Consider the following 20,061-nt stretch of genomic DNA (forward strand, 5'->3'; position numbering starts at 1 on the left):
AAAAGGTGGGCAAATGCTCGAAGAACTGATCTCCTCCCTGCCCGAGGGTGTTGTCACCGTCAATCCCGACCAGATGGAGGCGTACCGTCGCGACCGTGCGAACGACCCCAATGCCGGCATGCCGTTGGCCGTTGTGCGAGCGCGCAGCGCTGAGCACGTGCAGACTGCGGTGCGTTGGGCGGCGAAGCACGATGTCCCCGTCATTCCCCGAGGCGCCGGTTCGGGTCTGTCGGGCGGCTCCACTGCGCAGGACGGCGCGATTGTCATTTCTTTGGACAAAATGCGCGACATCACGATCGACGTCGCAACCCGCACCGCTGTCGTGCAGCCCGGTGCGTACAACGGTGAAGTCAACGCGGCAGCTCAGGCTGAGGGGCTGTGGTATCCGCCGGACCCGGCTTCGCGCGAATTCTGCTCGATCGGCGGCAACATTTCGACCAATGCCGGTGGTCTGTGCTGCGTGAAGTACGGCGTCACAACGGACTACGTGCTTGGGCTGAAGGTGGTGCTGGCTGACGGCAAGCTCATCACGCTGGGCGGCCCCCGCGTCAAGGATGTGGCAGGGTTCTCGCTGACCAAGCTGTTCATCGGTTCGGAAGGTGCGCTCGGCATCGTCGTCGAGATCACCCTGCGTCTGGTGCCGCAGCAGCGCACCCCGTCGACCCTCGTGGCGATCTTCCCGAGTCTTGAGTGCTCCTCGAAGGCTGTCCTCGACATCACTCGCAGCATGCGGCCCTCAATGCTCGAATTCATGGACAACCCGACCATCAACGCCGTTGAAGACGACCTGCGCATGGGCCTGGATCGCACTGCGGCGGCCATGCTCATCATCCAGTCGGACGAACCGGCAGAGTTTGCGGCATCCGAAATGCAGCGGATGGAAGACATCTGCAACGCGGCCGGTGCTACCGAATGCCTGTCGACAACCGACCCAGATGAGGGTGAGCAGTTCGCCTTTGCCCGTCGCCACGCGATTCCCGCCATCGAGAAGACCGGCTCCATCCTTCTGGAGGACGTCGGCGTTCCCATTCCCAAGCTGGGTGACCTCGTGGTGGGCATTGCGGAAATCGCAGAGCGCAACGGCGTGCGCATTCCCGTTATGGCTCATGCCGGCGACGGCAACACCCACCCGCTCGTCGTCTTCGACCCCACCGTTGAGGGCGAAGAAGAGCGTGCCAATAAGGCCTACGGCGAGGTCATGAGCCTCGCCATCAACCTGGGCGGAACCATCACCGGCGAGCACGGTGTTGGCAAGCTCAAGCAGCCCTGGCTGAAGGACTACCTGGGCGAGGACGTCTACGAACTCAACGAGCGCATCAAGAAAGCCTTGGACCCCCAGGGCATCCTCAACCCCGGAACGATGGTCGTCGTGGGCCCGCACGCTAAGCCCAGCGCCTGACTATGGCAATGCGGAAGCCGGCTGGGGCAGCTATTGACTCCAGCCGGCTTTTCCGTCTAATCTTTCAATGTGTGAATCAAAGATTTCACAATGTGAAATCACACGAATAGGAGACAGACAATGACCACTGCCGAACTGCAGCTGCCCGAAGGCATGGAAATCACCGCTGAGCTCAAGCCCGAATACTCCAAGGTCCTCACCGCTGAGGCCCTGCAGCTCATCGCCGACCTGCACCGCAAGTACGAAGGCGAACGCCAGGACCGCCTGGCCGCGCGCGTCGAACGCCAGAAGTTCCTCGACGAAGGCGGCGAACTCGACTTCCTCGAAGAGACCAAGGCCATCCGCGAAGACGAGACCTGGCAGGTGGCGCCTCCTGCCCCCGGCCTGGAAGACCGCCGTGTTGAGGTCACCGGCCCCACGTACCGCAAGATGACGATCAACGCGCTCAACTCCGGCGCCAAGGCGTGGCTGGCAGACCAGGAAGACGCCAACACTCCCGCGTGGGACTCCGTCATCGGCGGACAGATCAACCTGCTTGACGCAACCAACCGCGAAATCGACTTCGTTGCCGAAGAAACCGGCAAGGAATACAAGCTGCGTCCCGACGAAGAGCTGCCCACAATCATCGTGCGCCCCCGCGGCTGGCACATGACCGAAAAGCACATCCTCGTTGACGGCACTCCTGTCTCCGGTTCGATCGTCGACTTCGTGCTGTACTTCGCAAGTGCCGGCCGCAAGCAGATTGAAAAGGGCCGCGGCCCCTACTTCTACCTGCCGAAGATGGAATCGCACCTGGAAGCCCGCCTGTGGAACAACATCTTCGTTGACGCTCAGGAAGCCCTCGGCGTTCCGCGCGGCACCATCCGCGCCACCTGCCTCATCGAAACCTACCCGGCGGCGTTCGAAATGGAAGAGATCCTCTACGAACTGCGCGAACACTCCTCGGGGCTCAACGCAGGCCGTTGGGACTACATCTTCTCGGTCATCAAGACCCACCGGAACAAGGGCGAAGACTGGATCACCCCGGACCGCGCTCAGGTGACCATGACCGTTCCGTTCATGCGCGCCTACACCGAACTTCTGGTGCGCACTTGCCACAAGCGCGGTGCACACGCCATCGGCGGTATGTCGGCATTCATCCCCTCGAAGGACGAAGAAGCCAACAAGAAGGCATACGACAAGGTCACGAACGACAAGTCGCGTGAAGCCGGCGACGGCTTCGACGGTTCGTGGGTTGCCCACCCCGGCATGGTCGAAACCTGCAAGGAAGCTTTCACCAAGGTTCTGGGTGACCGCCCCAACCAGATCGACAAGAAGCGCGAAGACGTCACCGTCACCGCAGCCGACCTCCTCAGTGTGAAGGACACCCCCGGCCAGATCACGGAAGGCGGCCTGCGCACCAACATTTCGGTGGGCATCCAGTACGTCCAGTCGTGGCTCAACGGCAACGGTGCCGCTGCCATCAACGGTCTGATGGAGGACGCCGCGACCGCTGAGATCTCCCGCAGCCAGGTGTGGCAGTGGGTCAAGGAAGGCGTGAAGCTGGACGACACGGGTGAGCAGATCACGAAGGACTTCGTGCAGAAGCTCATTGACGAAGAAACCGCGAAGCTCTCCGGTGACAACCTCGAGCAGGCAGCCAAGCTCTTCACCGAAATGGCGCTGGACGACGAATACCACGACTTCCTCACCCTGCCGGCTTATGAGCTGCTGGGCTGATGGAAACCTGAGCTGAAGGATCCTCCTCCCGAAGCTCAACACTGAGGCCCCCGCGAAGTGTTCGCGGGGGCCTCAGTGCGTTCTGGCAGCGGTCAGTGGGCAGCTGACGCAGAGCAGCCGCCCAAAGGCAGTCACCTGCCGCGCAGAACCTCTTCAGCGGCTGACACAGTGTCTGGCGTGTACATCGATCCGAACAGGTGAACGTGGGCCAGAAGGCCGAACAGCTGGTGTGCGGGAATATCGTCACGCCAGCCGCTCGGCATGGGGTGTTCGGACTCATAGCCGGCGTAGATTTCGCCCAGGTGCGGAGCGCCGAACATGGCGAGCATCGCCAGATCTTCTAATCGGTGACCGCCGTGGGCGGCCGGGTCGATGAGCACCGCACCGTCTGCCGTCCACATGACGTTGCCGCTCCACAGGTCGCCGTGGACGCGTGCTGGTTCTTCTGCCGGCCCGCCGGCAATGCCGTTGTAGGCGCCTTCTGCGATGAGGTCGACTGCTTCTTCAACCGCAGCCGCACCGCGGGCTCCCAACTGCCCGCGAGCGCGCTCCAAAAGCGGGCGCAGACGGTCCTCAGCCCAGAACTCACCGAAAGACTCACGAGGTGCCGCCGGCACCTCGAACGGCTGACTCAGGGGACCGAAGTAGGCGGGGGAGCGGGGCGCCCAACCGAACCCCGGTGCGCCTGAGCTGTGCAGGCGGGCCAGCTGCGCACCAAAAGTGCGCGCCGCCTCGGGAGTCGAGGGGGCAGGGTCCAGCCGTTCCAGCTCGAGCCGGTCATCGGCCACGCCGAGGACCCGAACCACCGGAATGACCCCGGGTTCAGCAAGCCATCGCAGACCGGCAGCTTCAGCTTGGAAAAAGCCAGTGGGAGCACCAGCGCGCTGTTTGGTGAAGGCCATGTACTTCAGTGTAGGAGCAGCCTCATGACCTCGACCTGCTGCCGCGGATTTTGATGTAGAGCCATCTGGCTACGGCCGCTATAGCGTAAATGAGTGTGGCGGATGCTGTGGTGGGCAAAACAATATAAAGAAGAGTGATAACGACGCTCTCTATTGACCATTTCGGGCCAGAAGGATAAAGAGCCATTCCAACCAGCGTGCAGAGCACAGTGAACAAGAGCACTGACAGAATCACAGCCCACATTGTCCGCATGGCCCTCGTCGCAATAATAAAACTGGCGGCGACGATAGCAGGAACAGTTGTGACCCCTACATAATATTGATTATATTCGCGTGGGCCATAGGGTCCGAATGGAAAATTAGAATAATAGCAAAAGCAGGCTGTGGCACTGATCAAGATGCCCACTGCAATCGCAATTCGGTGGAAGCTCAAAGCCGTACCCCTAGCATTCATCTATCACCGTCGGTGCTTCACGTTGGTCGTATGACCACGATAGCGTCGCGGACTCTCAGCTGGTTTTGCCTGCGGGTCTGTCTGGCCAGTCTTGGTGCCCCTTGGTGCGCGGCACATTGATTCCGGCCTCTTTGCCGGCCGGGGCCGAGGCGGGGCTTGCGGATTCGTGGCTCGTGCCTCGGATCTTCGCGATGGTCCGCATGAGGTGGTAGATGCCGATGGCACACGCGGTGCCGATGGCGATGCCCTCAAAGCGCATGCCCGCCGGAGCCCACGTGTAGTTGGCAATTGCGGTAATCATGGCAACTGCTGCCGTGTTGAGGTTGACCGGATCAGAGAAGTCCACGCGGTTCTGCACCCAAATGCGAATGCCGAGCATGCCGATCATGCCGTAGAGAACAGTGGCCGCACCGCCGAGAACGCCCGGCGGGATGGTGGCAATGGCCGCACCGAACTTCGGCGTCATCGACAGTGCCAGCGCACACAGGGCGGCAAACATGTAGGCCGCCGTCGAATACACGCGAGTTGCAGCCATAACGCCGATGTTCTCCGCATACGTCGTCGTACCGGAACCACCTCCGGAACCAGCCAGGGCGGTCGAAAGACCGTCGGCGATGAGAGCGCGTCCTGTAATGGGATCGAGGTTCTGGCCGGTCATAGCGGACACGGACTTCACGTGGCCGATGTTCTCAGCCACCAGAACGAACACCACAGGAATGAACAGACCCAGGTGCGATGCATCAAAGGCCGGTGCGTGGAAGGCGGGCAGGCCCACCCATGAAGCCTCGCCGATGGCAGAGAAGTCCACTTCGCCTCGGAGAACTGCGGTGATGTAGCCGGCCGCCACACCGAATAGGATCGAAAGCCTGCCGATGATGCCGCGGAAGAACACCGTGATGAACAGAATCGCCCCTATCGTCACCATCGCCGTAACGGGTGCGAGCTTCACCCAGTTCCACGCGGCAGGTGCCAGGTTGAAGCCGATGAGCGCCACAATCGCACCAGTGACCACCGGCGGCATCGTCACCTCGATCCAGCGCACACCGGCAAAGTGCACGATCACGCCGATCACCAGCAGTGCAACACCCGTCGTGATGATCCCACCCTGAGCAAGAGCCATACGCTCGGGATCAACACCCAGCCCGGACTCCGGATCAAAACCGGTGATCGCCCCGATCGGTGCCAGCAGCGCAAAAGACGAGCCGAGATACGACGGCATCTTGCCCAGCGTGATCAGCAGGAACAGCAGTGTGCCGATCGCAGTGAAGAACAGCGTCGTCGACGGCGGAAAACCTGTGAGAAGCGGCACAAGGAACGTCGCACCGAACATCGCGACAACGTGCTGGGCTCCGATCCCGAACGTCCGCCCCCAGGTCAGACGCTCCCTGGGGAGCACCACCTCGCCCGGGGATACAGACTTGCCATCGCCGTGCAGCGACCAGATGCGGTTCATGGTTCTCCTCGTGTTGACAGGTGGGCGTGCTACACGCCGCAGACCACAGAATACGCGGCCTGGGCCGCCTGCGGGCCTACTATGGTTCCATGGCGACCAGTACGACTTCCCCCGCTGCTGGTAAGCGCAAGAAGCGCGCGAGCAGTGCACCTGCCGAACCCGAAGCGGGGCCCAAGAAAGCAAACCCGGTGACCGGGGCATGGATGGGAGTTTCCCGCATGGCAGGCGATCGAACCCGCAAGGTGTTCTCAGAAGAACCCCACGACGACCCATCGCCAACCCGCCGTGACGGCACCGGCTTCTTCCTCATCGGCTTAGCCCTCGTCGTCGCCGCATTCGAATGGTGGAACATCCCCGGAGCCATCGGCGGTGCAGTGCGCGCTGTCGTCGAAGGCACCGCGGGTCGTGTTGCGCTCGCCCTGCCGATCATCTTCGTGGGCTACGCCGTGCGCCTGTTCATGCGCGGTGCCGACACACGCGGCAACAACCGCATTCTTTTCGGCCTCATCGGCTTTGTCGCCGCCGCTGCCGGTCTTGCACACATCTATGCCGGGGTGCCCACCTTCGCCAATTCGCACGAGGCGATGGCCAACGGGGGAGGTGCCATCGGCTTCCTCTTGGCGACGCCCCTCGTGGCTGCTGTCACCGAATACGTTGCGGTTCCGCTGCTGATCCTGCTGGGGCTGTTCTCGGTGCTCGTCATCACGGCAACCCCGGTGCAGGAGATCCCGTCGCGCCTCATGGGCGCCTACGACCGTCTGACCGGTGGACGTTCGCAGCGGTCGAACGATGATGACGAAGGCAGTGTTGACCTCGTTGCCGAAGACCGTCGCACATCGACGCTCAAGCCGATGGGCGCAAAGCGCCGCGGCCGGAAGAAGCAGGACGATGCTGATGCCGAGAAGTCGCGGGCCTATGACAAGGCTGTCATCGAAGAGTCTGAAACTCCGCCCTCGCAGCAGCAGACCACCGTTATGCCCGCATCGAGTGCTTCTGCCGCACCTGTCGCTGAAGACGCCGAAACGGAAGTCTTCGACGTCGATGCGCCGAAGCCCGGCCAGCGCCGCCAGACAAAGGCCGAAAAGGAACGTGCTGAGCTTAAGAAGAGCCTCGGCATGGACGATGCTGCTGAAGAGGAAGCGGATGCCAGTGCTGCCAAGAAGGCAGACGTTGTTCCCGCGGTGTCCACACCGGCCCCGCAGCCCACGGGCGAGCTTCCCGAACGTGTCACCCAGCTGTCACTTGACGGCGATGTTACCTACACGCTGCCCAGCACTGATCTGCTCTCAGCTGGCCCTCCGGCCAAGGAGCGTTCGGAAGCCAACGACCGTGTTGTCGCAGCGCTGCGCGATGTCTTCGCAGAGTTCAAGATCAACGCCGAAGTGACCGGCTTCAGCCGCGGTCCGACGGTTACCCGCTACGAAGTCGAGCTGGGTCCGGGCACCAAGGTTGAGAAGATCACCAACCTGTCGAAGAACATCGCCTACGCGGTGGCCAGTGCTGAAGTGCGGATCCTGTCGCCGATCCCAGGCAAGTCCGCAATCGGCATCGAAATCCCCAACAGCGACCGCGAAACGGTCGTGCTCGGCGACGTTCTGCGCTCCGGTGCGGCCCGCCAAACGGAACACCCCATGGTTGTCGGTGTCGGCAAGGACGTCGAAGGCGGCTTCGTTGTCGCGGACCTGTCCAAGATGCCGCACATGCTCGTGGCCGGTGCCACCGGCTCCGGTAAGTCGAGCTTCATCAACTCCATGATCACCTCGATCATGATGCGGGCAACCCCGGATGACGTGCGCATGATCCTCGTCGACCCCAAGCGCGTGGAGCTGACGATCTACGACGGCATCCCGCACCTCATCACGCCCATCATCACCAACCCGAAGAAGGCTGCAGAAGCCCTCGAGTGGGTTGTGAAGGAAATGGACGCCCGCTACGACGACCTCGCACACTTCGGCTTCAAGCACGTGCGCGAATTCAACAAGGCCGTCCGCGAAGGACGCATCTCGCCGCCTGCCGGCTCGGAGCGCACGCTTCAGCCCTACCCGTACCTGCTGGTGGTTGTCGATGAGCTCGCCGACCTCATGATGGTCGCCCCGCGCGATGTTGAAGCATCGATTCAGCGCATCACTCAGCTGGCGCGCGCCGCCGGCATTCACCTGGTGCTTGCCACCCAGCGTCCGTCGGTTGATGTTGTCACCGGTCTTATCAAGGCGAACGTGCCTTCCCGCCTGGCGTTTGCAACCTCGTCACTGGCAGACTCCCGCGTGGTCCTCGACCAACCGGGTGCTGAAAAGCTCATCGGCCAGGGTGACGCTCTGTTCCTGCCGATGGGTGCATCGCGGCCCATGCGCGTGCAGGGTGCGTGGATCAACGAATCGGAAATCGAAAAGGTCGTTGAACACGTCAAGGGCCAGCTGTCGCCGAACTACCGCGAAGACGTCCAGCAGGCCGCCCCGCAGAAGCAGATCGACGAAGAGATCGGCGACGATATGGACGACCTTTTGCAGGCCGTCGAACTCGTCGTCACAACCCAGTTCGGCTCGACCTCGATGCTGCAGCGCAAACTGCGTGTGGGCTTCGCCCGTGCGGGACGACTCATGGACCTCATGGAGTCCCGCGGAATCGTCGGGCCGTCCGAAGGTTCGAAAGCTCGCGACGTGCTGGTCAAACCGGAAGACCTGCCCGCCACACTCGCCTACATCAAGGGCGAAACTCCGCCTGCAGAAGAATCAGCACCCGCAGACACCGCACCTGCCGCCCCAGCCGACACCAACCCCGGTGGGGTAGGAGGGGACCAGGTGAGCTCCACCTCGTCAGACCCGCTCAGCCATTCCGACTACACGGATGACAGCGGGCGGACTTACGACGCCGAAACCGGGCTTGAGGTCGTGGAAGCCGGCGGCGAGGACGCTTGGGATCTCACCGGCCGCTGAGCGATACAGTGAGCATGATGGAAACTTCGAAACAGGCACCCAGTTCGTGGAATGTGCCCAACGCTTTGACGGTCCTGCGGATCCTCATGGTTCCGCTGTTCCTGTGGCTGCTCCTGTCCCAGGGCGGGCAGGACCCGGTCCTGAGACTGTGGGCGTTCGGGATCTTCTGCCTGGCGATGATCACCGACTGGATTGACGGCACGGTGGCCCGCAAATACGGGCTGATCACCGACTTCGGCAAAATTGCCGACCCGATTGCCGACAAAGCGCTCATGTCCGCAGCGTTCATCGGTCTGGCGATCATCGGCGGACCCGGCGGTCTGCCGTGGTGGGTGCCGGTCATCATCCTTGTGCGCGAATACGGCATTACCGTGATGCGTCTGATCGTGGTCAAGAAGATCGTGCTCCCGGCTTCGAAGGGCGGCAAGATCAAGACTGTTCTGCAAACCGTGGCCGTGGGACTGCTGCTCCTGGTGGTTCCGGTTGGACACCTGGGCATTTCCGGACTGACCGTGGGGCTGCTGGTTGTGGCGTGGGTGATCCTCGTTGCCGCGATCGTCCAGACCCTGTGGTCGGGCATGCAGTACGTGGTTGATGTCAGCCGGGCATTGAAACAGGCAGGCTGAGACTGTGGGTGCTGCTGGTGGCGTTGAGAAGGTTGGTGCCGCTGGTGAGCCGCGGCCGGCTGCCCGCGAAGTCATTGCCGCAGCGACCCAGCGCGGCCTGACTGTTGCCACCTGCGAATCCCTGACGGCAGGTCTTCTGGCCGCTTCGCTGGCAGACGTGCCGGGTGCCTCGGCAGTTCTGCGTGGGGGACTGGTCACCTACGCGACCGGATTAAAGAACAGCTTGGCCGGGGTCGATGCTGGTCTCCTGAGCGAGCGGGGTGCGGTTGATCCCGATGTCGCTATGCAGATGGCACGAGGTTCCGCTCAGGTTTGCGGGGCTGATTTCGGGGTTTCCTGTACTGGGGTTGCGGGGCCCGAGCCGCAGGACGGCAAACCCGTCGGCCGCGTGTATATCGGGCTGTGGCGCGCCGGTGGCGGTTCTGCCGGCCGTGGCGACGGCGAAGGGCGCGGACGAGTTGAGCGGTTCGACTTTTCGGGCAGCCGAGCGCAGATCCGCAGTCAGGTTGTCGATGCCTGTTTGGAACTTCTGGCCGCGGCCGTGAAATGAGCCGGCGGTGGTCTTTCGGTGGTTTTCAGAGTGAGCGCGCTGAAACCTGAATGGATCATCAGTGCTTGAGTCAGGGCCGGCCTGTAGGCTTGGGGAACAAATCTTCACCGGCCGTGGTTGGTGATAGATGATGAACGAACAGATTTTTACGAGTCGCCTAGAGGGAGGCCACCTATGACTCTCGTCCGTACGGAAATCGGCGACACTCTGCGCTCGGCGCGCCGCCGTCAGAACCGCACTCTGCGCGATGTTTCGACGGGTGCGCGCGTTTCACTCGGTTACCTCAGCGAAATCGAACGCGGTCAGAAAGAAGCATCGTCGGAGCTTCTGGCATCCATTTGCTCTGCTCTTGATGTTCCGCTGTCAGTTGTTCTGCGGGAAGTCAGCGATCGCATCGCTCTGGCCGAAGGCGTCGAAATTCCGGACACCGTGCCGGCTGAAATGTCTGAAAGCTACCTGGGCGGGGACGCCCTGGCGCCGCAGCGCTGATTCTCTGCTGATGCAGCACACCGTTTACTGGGAGCTCATGGAAGATGAGTTCGGTTCAATGCGCGCTCGTTCGCTGCACACCGATCTCGCACTGAGTTCGCTTGGTTCCCGCACACCAGCTGAAGCCTTTGACGCTGGTTACGAGCCACGCGAAATCTGGGAAGCCATCTGCGAAAGCGCGGGGGTTCCTTTTGAGCGTCGTTTGGGCAAAGACAAACCACTGTCGACGCCTTTCTGATAACGGCAGGTTTCGTTTTCAGGTGACGTGTTCACCGCTGTAAAGCGCATTGAGCGCCGGGCTGTGTGCCCGGCGCTTCTGCATTTATGCGAAGGCCAAGCTCGCTGGCCTTGTGTGTCAGGTGTGCCGCGGACCTGCAGTTTCTTCGCGCCGGACGGATTTTGTCCACAGATTTGTAATGGGTCTGGTCTTGCGGTTGTCCAATCAATAGCCTGGAAAGCAGAACACGAAGATGTGGCGAACAGGAATCAAAGATGCTTTCTCTGCCTTTGCAGTCTCTGGTTGGCAACTCGCATGTGCGAAAGGTGCGGCGTTTGGCGGCCGCGGTGTGTGTCGGGTGCTTGGTCCTTTCTGGCTGTTCCAGTGGGAGTGCCGAGGCTGAAGGCACCAGGGAGTCTGCTTCTGGTTCGCCGTTTGCTGAACCTGAAGACCCAACCCCGAAGATTCCGGAATACACGGTTGAAGAAGGGCTTGAGCTTTCTGACGATGACAAACAGCTGGCCGACGAAGCCGTTGTCTTTTTCGCTGAGTACATGGCTGCCGGCAATAGAGCATTCCGAGACGGCGGAGTTTACTGGGAGAAATACAACAGCATGGTCGGCGATGACCTGTTGGAAGTGCAGGAACAAGGGCGTAAACAGGCTGAAGCTGACGGCTTTCTCGCGAAGAACGATTTGGTTGCGTCGGATGTGACAGTAGGCGACCTGGACTCAACTGTCCCCAAAGTGTTTGTTACGGCGTGCATGCATTACAGCGAGTGGGAAACTGAGAACTCTGACCGTGTGCGCGGGAAGAAGCAAGATTTCAACTCGGTTTCTGGGTATTTCCTGGAGAAACGCGGAGATGATTGGCTCGTTGTTGAGATCGGAAACGTGCAGAAAAAATGCGCCTAACTTCTGCCGCTGCAGTCAGTCTTTTGATCCTGACAGCGCACCTGTTGATCGCTACACCTGCCTACACTGCGTCGTGTGCGGCGTTCTCGGATGGAATCAATTGCTCCAACGAGGTTACGGAAAAAGGTACGGCGCCTCATAAGCCTGCCCCGTCCAAGCCCGGTTCTGGGCCTTCGAAGCAGCGTCCCGGCAAGCCAAAGGCGGGTAAGTCGGGTCCGCGGAAGCCGTCTCCGCCTCCTGTGCGGTGGCATAACCGGTGTGGTGGGCGTGTGATCAGTGTCGATGGTGGTCAGTGTTGGGTTCGGTATGAGCAGCCGCGGCAGCCGGCTAAGCCTGGCCGGCCATCAGGTGGCCGCGCGCCTGTGCAGGGTGAGCCGGCTGCACCGGCTGTTCCCGTTGTGACGCAGAAAGACTTCCAGTCGGTCCCTCTGTCTGCCGCGGAGGTTCATGTATGGCCGGATGGTTGGGGTGTTGCCGGCAAGCGCACAGCGTTTTGGACGGATGACACCACGCAGACGAAGACGTTGACCATGTTGGGCCAGGAAGTGACAGTCGAAGCAGTCCCTGTTTCGTGGCGGTGGGATTTTGGTGACGGAACAGTCAAGTGGACGCATTCGCCGTGGCGTAAGCCGGTGAGTTTGGAGCGCGCGGGCTTTTATCACGTGTACAGCGAAGCTGAGCACGTGAAAGTGACAGTCACTGTGAAGTATGAGGGCAGGTTCCGCGTGGGCAATGGCCCGTGGACGGACATTGAAGGAACAGCCGAAAAGACGAGCCCGCCGCGTGACGTGACCATATACCGCTACGAAAAATACGTGGTCGGCGAGCACTGCAAGAAGCAGAACTGCTTGGACGAAAACCGCGCTAACCGCTGAGACTCGCGCAAACAACTGCGCCTGCGGTGCGCCCTCTGCTTTTTGCGGGACTTCTGCGATGTTTCCCGGTGATGCGTCGTTCAGACACGCCGAAGCGCAATATAGAACACGTGTTCGGGTCGATGTATTGTTGTCATGCCGTCGAAAAAAGTTATCCACAGCTTTCGGTTCGGCATTTTCTATGTCAGTGCCTCGGTCTACAGTCAGAGCACAACGTCCAATGAGGAGGATCCATGGCAGAAAAGCCAGCATCCCGCACCGCTGAAGAGCGTGCGGCGGAACAGAAGGCGAAAGCTCTTGACTCGGCTCTGGGGCAGATTGACCGCCAGTATGGCAAGGGCGCAGTTATGCGTTTGGGTGACGACCAGCGTCCGCCCATCGAAGCGATTCCCACCGGTTCGCTCGCACTCGACGTAGCGCTCGGTGTCGGCGGTCTCCCGCGCGGCCGTGTCATCGAAATCTACGGACCGGAATCGTCCGGTAAGACCACGGTCGCCCTCCACGCTGTGGCAAGCGCCCAGAAGGCCGGCGGCATCGCGGCGTTCATCGACGCTGAACACGCGCTCGACCCGGTATACGCCAAGGCTCTCGGCGTCGATACCGACAACCTTCTTGTGTCTCAGCCTGACACCGGTGAACAGGCACTCGAAATTGCGGACATGCTCATCCGCTCCGGTGCCCTTGACATCATCGTCATCGACTCCGTTGCAGCTCTTGTTCCCAAGGCTGAAATCGAAGGCGAAATGGGTGACTCCCACGTCGGTCTGCAGGCCCGACTCATGTCGCAGGCACTGCGTAAGATCACCGGTGCTCTCGCAAACTCCAAGACCACCGCGATCTTCATCAACCAGCTGCGTGAAAAGGTCGGCGTCTTCTTCGGTTCACCCGAAGTCACCTCCGGAGGTAAGGCCCTGAAGTTCTACGCTTCCGTGCGCATTGACGTCCGCCGCATCGAAACACTCAAGGAGGGCGCGGACGCAGTCGGCAACAAGACCCGCGCGAAGGTCGTCAAGAACAAGGTTGCTCCGCCTTTCAAGCAGGCCGAATTCGACATCATCTACGGCAAGGGAATTTCCCGCGAAGGCAGCATCATCGACATGGGTGTCGACAACGGAATCATCCGCAAATCCGGTTCCTGGTTCACCTATGACGGTGACCAGCTGGGTCAGGGCAAGGAGAACGTGCGCCGCTTCCTTGCGGACAACCCAGACCTGCGTGACGAAATCGAACTGAAGATCCTGACCAAGCTGGGCATCGTCGGTTCCGAAGAAGCTGCGGAAGACCAGGAGGAGACTCCGGCCAATGCCTGACACAGTTGGCACTGTTCGCCAGCTGCAGGACCAAATCGACGCGATCTCCGCGGAACACGCCGCGGGGAATCGCGACGACTACCGCATCCCCTCAGACGACCCTGAGTACAAGCGGGCCAAAAAACGGGCACTCAACATCCTCAGTGCCCGCGACCATTCCTCAGCTGAACTGCGCGACAAACTGCTGAAGAAAGAACACCCCGAAGACGTCGTCGACACCCTGATCGACAAACTCACCAACGCGAACCTGCTTGATGACAGGGCCTACGCCCACGGCTACGTGCGCGCCCAACGACAGCGTCGAAGCCTGTCGAAAAAAGCTCTGCGTCTGCAGATGCGCAAAAAGGGTCTGCCTGACGGTGCCGTGGCAGAAGCGCTTGATGACGTCCAAGCGGAAGACGAACACGAACTCGCGTTCTCTGTCGCCATGAAAAAGGCACACAGCACCCGCGGGCTTCCCAGAGAAGTCCGGGAACGCAGAATCCTCGGCATGCTCGCTCGTCGCGGATTCCCCACGGGCATCTGCCTTGACGTCACACGACGAGCACTCGACGAAGTCTGACGTCGCCGGCTGGGCGTGCGCAGGGGCTAACCACTCAAATGTCAGCTGCCAGACCGCGGACTCAAGCTGATGCTCTCGTTTATGCCGAAGGTTTTGCGCAGCACCGTGCGCATTGCCTCATAACCGCAAACACCATGCACGCCGGGGCCGGGTACGGCAGCCGCTGAACACAGGGCAACCCGTGCCGTCATCCCATTGACAGTGCGAACCATGCCAAAAGAATAGGGATCCCAGGCCAGCCGCGGCCGGGCCACAAGGCGGTAAGCGTCAACACTGCCAGCCGCAATGTCACCGCCAACATAATTCGCGTTGTGCTCACTCATCCTTGACGCAGGAACACAACGCGAAGCAACAACAACATCGCGGAAACCAGGAGCAAAACGCTCAACCTGTCGGACCACGTGCTCCGTAACGTCAATGGAACACCCCAAGGGCACATGCGCATAGGTCCACAGTGGGCGCAGGCCGCCCACCTCACGCGAAGGATCGGCAACCGTCGGATCACTCGCAAGAACCAGAGGCGACGGCGGCATCACACCTCGGGAGACCGCGTGCTGTGATGCAGCGATTTCCGACCACGTGCCACCCAGGTGCACCGTACCGGCCCTCCCGACATTCTGATCACGCCACGGAACAGGGCCCGACAGCACGAAGTCAACCTTGGCAACACCGCCGTCATGCCCAAGAGACCGCAAGCTCCTCTTCACCGAAGCAGGCAGATGCTCGGCAAAGATTTCTGCAGCAGCCTCTGCAGTCGTATCGCACAGATAGGCCCGCGCCGGCGGTAGCTGGGAAGAATCGGAAATATGAGCACCCGTGACAAACGAACCGCCATGGGCCTCAATATCCGCCACAAGAGCATCCACAATCGCCTGAGAACCACCTTGTGGAATTGGCCAACCGCCCAAGTGACCCGTCATCGCGAGCATAAGTCCCACACCCGCTGATGAAAGCGTTCCAAGCCGCCCAGGGGAGTGGGCGGCCACCCCACCCAACAGCGCACGAGCCCGAGTACCAGAAAACAATCCCGAACCTCCGGTCCGTGCGACCTTGGCCACCGAACCAACAAAGCTCGCGGCCGCAGCGGCACCTCGGGCGTTCAGAACCTCACGCGGCACCCCGCGCTTCGACCCCAGACCCAGTGCAACCACCGCATCGGGGGCTTCAAGCAAAGGCAAGAACAGATCACGCCAACGAGAACCGTCAACACCCAGTTCGGCAGCCGTCCGATCGAGACTGTGCCACGCAACCGCGGCAGGCTTATCCTCAAGCGGATGCGCGTAGGAGGCTTCCGGCAGAAGCAGATCAACACCTCGGGAAGGCAGATCAAAAGCAGCAAAGAAAGGCGAAACAACAGCAAGCGGATGAACAGCCGAACATACATCGTGCACAACACCATCAGCCAAACCCAGGTCCGCAGTGCGCGCCCCACCGCCGATGGTCGGCTGAGCTTCATACACCACAACCTGCAGGCCGGCGCGGGCCGCCGTCACAGCAGCCGCCAAACCATTCGGGCCCGAACCGATGACAACAACGTCAGGACACTCGCTGCTCATGGTGCGCAGTATCCCACAGCGACGGCAGCGCCACCGGCCACACGACACTGCAGGACCCACACGCCCAACGGCTAGAATGACGCCTGATGACTGAGGCAACGATGACTGACACAGCAACCGCACACCCGCGCACCTACGAGGTCAAAACCTACGGGTGCCAAATGAACGTGCACGACTCCGAACGGCTCTCGGGGCTCCTTGACGATGCCGGATACTCCCCAGCGGATGCCGGCGAACAGGCAGACATCGTCGTCTTCAACACCTGCGCGGTACGCGAAAACGCCGACAACCGGCTCTACGGGAACCTCGGCCGTCTGGCCGAAGTTAAAGAACAGCGCCCCGGCATGCAGATTGCCGTCGGCGGCTGCATGGCGCAGAAAGACCGCGACACCATTATCAAACGCGCCCCCTGGGTCGACGTGGTCTTCGGCACCCACAACATGGGCTCCCTGCCGGTGCTGCTGGAACGGGCCCGCCACAACCAGGAAGCACAAGTCGAGATCAAAGAAAGCCTCGACGTCTTCCCCTCAACCCTGCCCACTCGCCGCGAATCCACCCACTCCGGCTGGGTGTCGATCTCAGTCGGCTGCAACAACACGTGCACCTTCTGCATCGTCCCGGCGCTGCGCGGCAAAGAAAAAGACCGCCGTCCCGGTGACATCCTCGCCGAAGTCGAAGCACTCGCGGCCGAAGGCGTTGTCGAAGTGACCCTGCTGGGTCAGAACGTCAACTCCTACGGCACCGAATTCCGCGACAAGGGCGCATTCGCCAAGCTGCTGCGCGCCGTCGGCCAGGTTCCCGGAATCGAGCGCGTGCGCTTCACCAGCCCACACCCGGCCGCATTCTCCGACGACGTCATCGACGCCATGGCCGAAACCCCCACCGTCATGCCGCAGCTGCACATGCCCCTGCAGTCCGGATCGGACAAAGTCCTCAAAGACATGCGCCGCTCCTACCGCACCAAACGGTTCATGGGCATCCTCGACAAAGTGCGCGAACGCATCCCGAACGCCGCCATCACCACCGACATCATCGTCGGCTTCCCCGGAGAAACCGAAGAGGACTTCCAGGGCACGATGGACATCGTCGAACAGGCCCGCTTCGCCCAGGCCTTCACCTTCCAGTACTCCATCCGCCCCGGCACCCCGGCGGCTGAAATGGACAACCAGATCCCCAAGGACGTCGTCCAGGAGCGCTTCGAACGTCTGACCGCTCTGCAGGACCGCATCTCCCTGGAAGAGAACCAGGCGCTGGTCGGCACGGAAGCTGAAATCCTCGTGACCGGACTGCCCGATGAGGAACACGGCAGGTTCTCAGGCCGCGCCCGGGACAACCGGCTGGTGCACGTCAAAGCCGACCCGGACACTCCTGTGCGCCCGGGTGACTTCGTCACCACCACCCTGACGGAGGCCAAGCCCTACTTCCTCATCGCGGATGCCCCGTACACCTTGCGCACGTCCCCGGCCGGCGACGCTTGGGACCTCGCGCAGGCAGACAGCTGCGGTGCAGGTCCCAGCTCAGCAGGCCCCGCCGGCCCCACTGTCCTGGGCATGCCGACCATCCGCACACGATGACCTTCCGCGCCGCCGTTGTCCCTGCCGCGCCGGTGTACACGGCCGGCGTGACACGCACCCGGACACCAGCGGAAGACACGCTGCGCCAAGCCATGCTCACAGCGATCACCTGGGCCGCGGGCGAAAGCACAGAAATCGGCATAGACGCTGACACCCCGCTTGTGGGGCTCGGGCCCTACGGCATCGACCGAGGCGTCGACATGCGCACGGGACAGCTCCTCACCGGAAGCGCATGGCAGGCCGCGGTCGCTGAACTGGCCGATGATGCCTCTCGGCAGGCTGTCCAAGACGCCTGCGCCCGCGCCGGCTCCGCAGCACTGCTGGCGGTCGAGGCGGAGCTGACCCCCGTCCCACCGGACCGCGCACAAGCCGCACTCATCACCTTCGACTTCTCTGCCACCTCGACCCCAGATGGGCCCCTGGCCCCCGTCGAAGGCGCGCCAGAACACGACCGGGCACTCATGGAGGCCATCCAAGCTGGTCAAGCCCAAGCCCTGACTCACGCTGCACGGGATGCTCGAACCTACGCGTCCAACACCGAGTCGCTGCAGAGACTTCTGAGCGCTCACGGCCAACCCGACGTCCACGTTGACTTCGACGCAGAAACCCTCGGCACTCGCACGGCCGTGTTGCGAATGGAGTTTCCGTGACAGCTCCAGTCCGTCCGGTCATCAACATCGTCGGCGCAACGGCAACCGGTAAATCGGACCTCGCGGTGCGCCTTGCCGAACACTACGGCGGCGAAATCATCAACGCCGATGCCATGCAGTTCTACCGCGGTATGGACATCGGCACCGCCAAAATCACGCCGGCCGAAACCAGGGGAGTGCCACACCACTTGCTCGATGTTCTCGACGTGACCCAAGACGCCAGCGTCAGCGAATTCCAACAGCAGGCTCGCGAACTCATTGCAGATATGCGGTCCCGCGGCGTGCAGCCCATCCTGGTGGGCGGCTCTGGTCTTTACGTGCGTGCGGCAACCGACGTCATGAACTTCCCGGGCACAGATCCCAGTCTGCGCTCGCGTTTGGAGCGGATTGCTGAACTCGACGGTACACGCGATCTTCACGCTCTGCTGACGGAACTCGACCCGGAAGCCGGGGCGAAGATCAAAATCGAAGACTCCCGGCGCATCGTGCGCGCCCTGGAAGTCATAGCGCTGACCGGCGAAACCTTCACATCGCACCTGCCCGAATACACCTACGCCATGCCGACGGTGCAGATCGGCCTGCGCATGAACCGTGACGAACTGCGCGAACGTATCAGCACCCGCGTTCACCGCATGATTGATGACGGCTGGGTTGATGAAGTTCGCGCGCTCATCACCGCGGGAATCGAGGAATCAACAACCGCGGCAGCTGCGATCGGCTACCGTCAGCTGATCGCCTATGTGCGCGGCACCATGACACTCGACGAGGCCACCCAGCAGACCATCATCCGCACCGGCCAGTTCGCCAAACGACAGGAAACCTGGTTCAAACGTGACCCGCGCATCCACTGGCTGGACGCCGACAGTCCAGAGCTTTTTGAACAGGCAGTGAGCATCATCGACAGGCAGGAGACCGCATGAAACTCACCAAGGGGCACGGAACTGAAAACGACTTCCTCCTGTACGCCGACGACACCGTCAGGCTCGAACCTCACGCAATTGCCGCCGTCTGCGACCGCCGAACCGGCATCGGCGCCGACGGTGTCATTCGCGCTGCGAGCATCGGCTCGATCGACACTCCCGCGGCTCGCGCCGCTGAAGAGGCCGGCGCTCAGTGGTACATGGACTACCGCAACGCGGATGGCTCACCAGCGGAAATGTGCGGCAACGGGGTGCGGGTCTTCACTCATTTCCTACGTGAAACTGGGCTGCAGACCGGGGAGAAGCTCGTGATCGGAACAGCTGTCGGCCCCGTAACGGTCGAAACGACCGCAAGTCCTTTCGCCAACGCTGCCGGTTCCGCACATAACGCCGACGCAGCCACGTGGTATCGCGTTCGTCTGCCCCGCGGGCCCAAACCGATTACCGATGACGCCTTTGCTGCTGTGGCCAACCTCCGTCCACCCAGGCCCGCGGCGAGTGTCGATATGGAGAACCCGCACACCGTCGTCGCTGTGGCCCAAGCATCTGAGCTTGAGGCCCTTGACCTGCGCAAACCACCCGAGGTCCAGCCCGTGCCGCCGGACGGCACGAACGTCGAGTTCATTGTCATCGAACAGGGGCCCGCGCCCGAGGTCACTGATCCTCGACTGCAGAAGGCGGGGCACCTGAGTATGCGGGTCTACGAGCGAGGTGTCGGGGAGACCCGCGCGTGCGGCACCGGGGCGTGTGCGGCGGCTCTGGCCGCTAGCCACTGGGCTGGGAAGGCGGCACCTCGGGAGTGGCTTGTCACCCAGCCGGGCGGGACAGTGCTCGTCGAGGTGGAGGACGACTATGCGGTCCTGTCCGGGCCCGCTGTTCTTACGGCAGAGGCTTCGCTTCTCTGAGAGCTGTCAGCGCGAGGCCGACGTGGTGTCCGTGCGTCTGAGTTGCTGCCGTG

18 protein-coding genes are annotated in these 20,061 nt (G+C 61.9%); 15 read left to right on the forward strand and 3 right to left on the reverse strand.

All coding sequences use genetic code 11. The features are described 5' to 3' along the window. The first annotated feature begins 13 nt into the window (after positions 1 to 13). Both HMPREF3092_RS08370 and aceB read left to right on the forward strand, forming a co-directional pair. The gene (locus tag HMPREF3092_RS08370) at positions 14 to 1,399 is read left to right on the forward strand and encodes an FAD-binding oxidoreductase (protein ID WP_070424565.1); all 1,386 of its coding nucleotides are present in this window, start codon (positions 14 to 16) and stop codon (positions 1,397 to 1,399) included. A gap of 120 nt (positions 1,400 to 1,519) precedes the next feature. Then, complete coding sequence (gene aceB / locus HMPREF3092_RS08375) at positions 1,520 to 3,118, forward strand: malate synthase A (RefSeq protein WP_070424566.1); 1,599 nt, start codon at positions 1,520 to 1,522, stop codon at positions 3,116 to 3,118. A gap of 131 nt (positions 3,119 to 3,249) precedes the next feature. On the opposite strand, the gene HMPREF3092_RS08380 is transcribed toward aceB, so the two are convergent. Both HMPREF3092_RS08380 and HMPREF3092_RS08385 read right to left on the reverse strand, forming a co-directional pair. Then, entirely contained in the window at positions 3,250 to 4,020 is a 771-nt protein-coding gene (locus HMPREF3092_RS08380) for a fructosamine kinase family protein (protein WP_070424567.1), read from the reverse strand. 509 nt (positions 4,021 to 4,529) lie between these two features. After that, positions 4,530 to 5,927, reverse strand: a complete 1,398-nt coding sequence (locus HMPREF3092_RS08385; protein WP_070424568.1) for a uracil-xanthine permease family protein — start codon at positions 5,925 to 5,927, stop codon at positions 4,530 to 4,532. Between the two features lie 218 nt (positions 5,928 to 6,145). Between HMPREF3092_RS08385 and HMPREF3092_RS08390 the strand changes: the two genes are divergently transcribed. From HMPREF3092_RS08390 to HMPREF3092_RS08430, 9 genes are all read left to right on the forward strand, one after another. Continuing rightward, entirely contained in the window at positions 6,146 to 8,860 is a 2,715-nt protein-coding gene (locus tag HMPREF3092_RS08390; RefSeq protein ID WP_070424599.1) for an FtsK/SpoIIIE family DNA translocase, read from the forward strand. 17 nt (positions 8,861 to 8,877) lie between these two features. After that, complete coding sequence (gene pgsA, locus HMPREF3092_RS08395; protein WP_061943557.1) at positions 8,878 to 9,486, forward strand: CDP-diacylglycerol--glycerol-3-phosphate 3-phosphatidyltransferase; 609 nt, start codon at positions 8,878 to 8,880, stop codon at positions 9,484 to 9,486. 4 nt (positions 9,487 to 9,490) lie between these two features. Continuing rightward, positions 9,491 to 10,036, forward strand: a complete 546-nt coding sequence (locus tag HMPREF3092_RS08400; RefSeq protein WP_070424569.1) for a CinA family protein — start codon at positions 9,491 to 9,493, stop codon at positions 10,034 to 10,036. A gap of 174 nt (positions 10,037 to 10,210) precedes the next feature. Continuing rightward, positions 10,211 to 10,525: a helix-turn-helix domain-containing protein gene (locus HMPREF3092_RS08405; RefSeq protein ID WP_019174891.1), complete on the forward strand. Its 315-nt coding sequence runs from the start codon at positions 10,211 to 10,213 to the stop codon at positions 10,523 to 10,525. Positions 10,526 to 10,535: 10 nt separating this feature from the next. Further along, a complete protein-coding gene (locus HMPREF3092_RS08410) occupies positions 10,536 to 10,763 on the forward strand; it encodes a DUF3046 domain-containing protein (protein WP_019174892.1) in 228 nt (75 codons plus the stop codon). A gap of 254 nt (positions 10,764 to 11,017) precedes the next feature. Further along, positions 11,018 to 11,656 carry a hypothetical protein gene (locus tag HMPREF3092_RS08415; protein ID WP_070424570.1) on the forward strand — a complete coding sequence of 213 codons (639 nt, stop codon included), beginning with the start codon at positions 11,018 to 11,020 and terminating at the stop codon, positions 11,654 to 11,656. Between the two features lie 362 nt (positions 11,657 to 12,018). Next, complete coding sequence (locus HMPREF3092_RS08420) at positions 12,019 to 12,531, forward strand: PKD domain-containing protein (RefSeq protein ID WP_070424571.1); 513 nt, start codon at positions 12,019 to 12,021, stop codon at positions 12,529 to 12,531. Positions 12,532 to 12,764: 233 nt separating this feature from the next. Further along, positions 12,765 to 13,841 carry a recombinase RecA gene (recA, locus tag HMPREF3092_RS08425; RefSeq protein WP_061943569.1) on the forward strand — a complete coding sequence of 359 codons (1,077 nt, stop codon included), beginning with the start codon at positions 12,765 to 12,767 and terminating at the stop codon, positions 13,839 to 13,841. After that, complete coding sequence (locus HMPREF3092_RS08430) at positions 13,834 to 14,403, forward strand: regulatory protein RecX (RefSeq protein WP_019174898.1); 570 nt, start codon at positions 13,834 to 13,836, stop codon at positions 14,401 to 14,403. Before recA ends, HMPREF3092_RS08430 begins: the two co-directional genes overlap by 8 nt. Positions 14,404 to 14,444: 41 nt before the next feature. Here HMPREF3092_RS08430 and HMPREF3092_RS08435 read toward each other — a convergent pair whose 3' ends face one another. Continuing rightward, on the reverse strand, positions 14,445 to 15,959 hold the full coding sequence (locus HMPREF3092_RS08435; RefSeq protein WP_070424572.1) for a phytoene desaturase family protein: 1,515 nt from the start codon (positions 15,957 to 15,959) through the stop codon (positions 14,445 to 14,447). An 86-nt stretch (positions 15,960 to 16,045) separates the two neighbouring features. Between HMPREF3092_RS08435 and miaB the strand changes: the two genes are divergently transcribed. From miaB to dapF, 4 genes are read left to right on the forward strand one after another with little or no spacing between them, the layout of a single operon-like run. Next, the gene (gene miaB / locus HMPREF3092_RS08440) at positions 16,046 to 17,533 is read left to right on the forward strand and encodes a tRNA (N6-isopentenyl adenosine(37)-C2)-methylthiotransferase MiaB (RefSeq protein ID WP_070424573.1); all 1,488 of its coding nucleotides are present in this window, start codon (positions 16,046 to 16,048) and stop codon (positions 17,531 to 17,533) included. Between the two features lie 47 nt (positions 17,534 to 17,580). Further along, complete coding sequence (locus tag HMPREF3092_RS08445; protein ID WP_141737999.1) at positions 17,581 to 18,183, forward strand: hypothetical protein; 603 nt, start codon at positions 17,581 to 17,583, stop codon at positions 18,181 to 18,183. Next, positions 18,180 to 19,103: a tRNA (adenosine(37)-N6)-dimethylallyltransferase MiaA gene (gene miaA, locus HMPREF3092_RS08450; RefSeq protein WP_070424575.1), complete on the forward strand. Its 924-nt coding sequence runs from the start codon at positions 18,180 to 18,182 to the stop codon at positions 19,101 to 19,103. Before HMPREF3092_RS08445 ends, miaA begins: the two co-directional genes overlap by 4 nt. Continuing rightward, positions 19,100 to 20,008, forward strand: a complete 909-nt coding sequence (gene dapF / locus HMPREF3092_RS08455) for a diaminopimelate epimerase (RefSeq protein ID WP_070424576.1) — start codon at positions 19,100 to 19,102, stop codon at positions 20,006 to 20,008. The genes miaA and dapF overlap by 4 nt, the downstream gene beginning before the upstream one ends. The last annotated feature ends 53 nt before the right edge of the window (positions 20,009 to 20,061 follow it).

It is taken from the genome of Brevibacterium sp. HMSC24B04 (genome assembly GCF_001806835.1).
Lineage (GTDB): Bacteria > Actinomycetota > Actinomycetes > Actinomycetales > Brevibacteriaceae > Brevibacterium > Brevibacterium ravenspurgense.